The organism is Sodalis sp. (in: enterobacteria) (assembly GCF_047607725.1).
Classification (GTDB): domain Bacteria; phylum Pseudomonadota; class Gammaproteobacteria; order Enterobacterales; family Enterobacteriaceae; genus JBLKSS01.
In genome coordinates, this window is the sequence record NZ_JBLKSS010000326.1 from 6,018 (window position 1) to 7,846 (window position 1,829).

5 protein-coding genes are annotated in these 1,829 nt (G+C 66.4%); all 5 read right to left on the reverse strand.

Features of this window, described 5'->3' with window-relative positions:
* Positions 1-13 precede the first annotated feature (13 nt).
* Positions 14-550 (reverse strand): DUF2509 family protein, encoded by a 537-nt coding sequence (locus ACMX3H_RS19505; protein ID WP_415210342.1) that lies wholly within the window; start codon positions 548-550, stop codon positions 14-16.
* Positions 547-732, reverse strand: a complete 186-nt coding sequence (locus ACMX3H_RS19510) for a hypothetical protein (protein WP_415210341.1) — start codon at positions 730-732, stop codon at positions 547-549. Before ACMX3H_RS19510 ends, ACMX3H_RS19505 begins: the two co-directional genes overlap by 4 nt.
* Before the next feature lie 218 nt (positions 733-950).
* Positions 951-1,166: a prepilin-type N-terminal cleavage/methylation domain-containing protein gene (locus ACMX3H_RS19515; protein ID WP_415210340.1), complete on the reverse strand. Its 216-nt coding sequence runs from the start codon at positions 1,164-1,166 to the stop codon at positions 951-953.
* Between the two features lie 29 nt (positions 1,167-1,195).
* Positions 1,196-1,531: a hypothetical protein gene (locus tag ACMX3H_RS19520; protein WP_415211916.1), complete on the reverse strand. Its 336-nt coding sequence runs from the start codon at positions 1,529-1,531 to the stop codon at positions 1,196-1,198.
* Complete coding sequence (locus tag ACMX3H_RS19525) at positions 1,528-1,674, reverse strand: prepilin-type N-terminal cleavage/methylation domain-containing protein (protein WP_415210338.1); 147 nt, start codon at positions 1,672-1,674, stop codon at positions 1,528-1,530. The genes ACMX3H_RS19520 and ACMX3H_RS19525 overlap by 4 nt, the downstream gene beginning before the upstream one ends.
* Between the last annotated feature and the right edge of the window lie 155 nt (positions 1,675-1,829).

A 1,829-nucleotide genomic window follows, 5' to 3' on the forward strand; every position in this document is an offset into this window, starting at 1 on the left:
CCTGCCGCAGCTTTTAGCCCGGGTCAAAATCCAGCCAGCCGTCGTGCCGCGCCCGCAGAAAATGCGTCCGCGCCGGGTTCGGCGATGCTCCCACCACGAGGGGAGCCGCCGGCGCCGGCGGGGGATTCACGGCGGCAGGATCCCTCGGTGCCGTCGGACAAGTTGATGCAACAAAATCCTCCGCGGCTGGCGGCGCTACGGCCAAATGCAGCGTGACGCGCCGATAATGCCGCCACGGCGGCGCCAGCATCGTTCCGCCTCCTTCCCCGCGCAGCAGCCAGCCATATCCCCGACCGCTGACCTGCAGGCAAACCCGCAATGGCGCGGCGGGATGCTGTCGGCATTCGCCGTGCCGGGCGGGCCAGTGCTGGCTTAGCCCCCAAGCGAGGGACGATTCCGCCTGGTGAAAAGCCAGCAAATAATGACGCTGCGCCCGCGCCCGCTCCAGCGAAACCTGGAGCGCGCGCTGCCAACTCAACATCGCCAGCAGGCAAAAGCCGCTGAGGAGCGCCAGCGCCAATACACTGCAGCTACCCCGTTCCCGGCTCATAGATTCCGCCGCGCCACGACCTGCGTCACGGCGTAGCCGATATCCGGCCGACGACGGGCGGTCGCGGCCAGATGAATGCGCAGCGCGCCACCTGCAAGGGCGGTAAATCGCAGCCGGGTCACCGTCAGCTCATCGCTGTTGAACACCTTTTCCCAGCCCCCCCTGGCAATCACGTACATCACGCTGGGTCTCCAGCGCCCCCCGACGCAGGCGATAGCCGAAGGTGGCGGAGACGAGATGCCCGGATGCATCGCTGTGCGCGTAATAGGCATAACCGACCACAAGACAGGAGCAGGATGGCTCCCCCTGGCGTCTGTCGATCCACAGCGCGCACCCTGCCTTGCCCTGCGGCGAAAAGCCGGCACGACGCAGGTCCTTGACCATGGCCAGCGCATAGAGATCAAGCTGGCGCATCAATTTCAGCTGCAGTATCGCTCCTTCGGCACCACGGTGCAGTGCGAAAAAGGTGCAGCGCCACCGTCAACAGCACGCTGTATGCTGCCAGGGCGGCCAGCAATTCCGGCAGGCTAAAGCCGGTGCAACCCTCGCCAGCCGCCACGGGCGCGGCATCGGTGTCGGCCACAGCGGAAAGCGTTACGGCGGGAAGTAACGCCACAGCGGCGCCCCTGCCGCCCACCCACCCGGTTAGCATGACGGGATCCCCGCCCAGCGCCCCCGCTCGCTGCCGGAAACCACCATCCGCAGCCGCCCCGCCGGATTGCTGAGGACGAAGTGCGCCGTGCTGGCGGTGTGGCGCCGCCCGCCCAGACTCAGCTCGCCCGCCGTCGACAACGACAGGCGAACACCCGTATAGGGAGCAACGCCGCGCGCGGGTTCGCGCCTGGCTCCCGGTGCCGCGCGGCCCAAGCCGCATAGCGGATCGCCGTACAGCTGCCAGCGCTCGCCGCCGACCGCATTGATCCGGCAGCGGCGGTTACCCCATGCGGCATGCCATTGCTGGCGCACGATAAAATCCATCAACTGGTGGGCGTTGCTCGCCAGTTGCCGGGCCGACTGATGCTGACGCCAGCCATAACTTCCGCCAGGATTAGCAGCGCGGTCAACGCCAGCGTCAGGAGCAGCTCAGGCAAGGTATAGCCGCTATTGTTAAGGGAGTCATTCATTGCCGCAGTGTGGCGCGGCGTGCGGCGGTGGACCAGCGGCGAAATTGAGTTATGCGGCGTGTGATGCAATCATTGAAAGGCGGGAAACGGGAAACAGGAGATACAACGGCGGCATGAGCGACATCGTGAATAGGCGCGGACACATCACCGCCCGC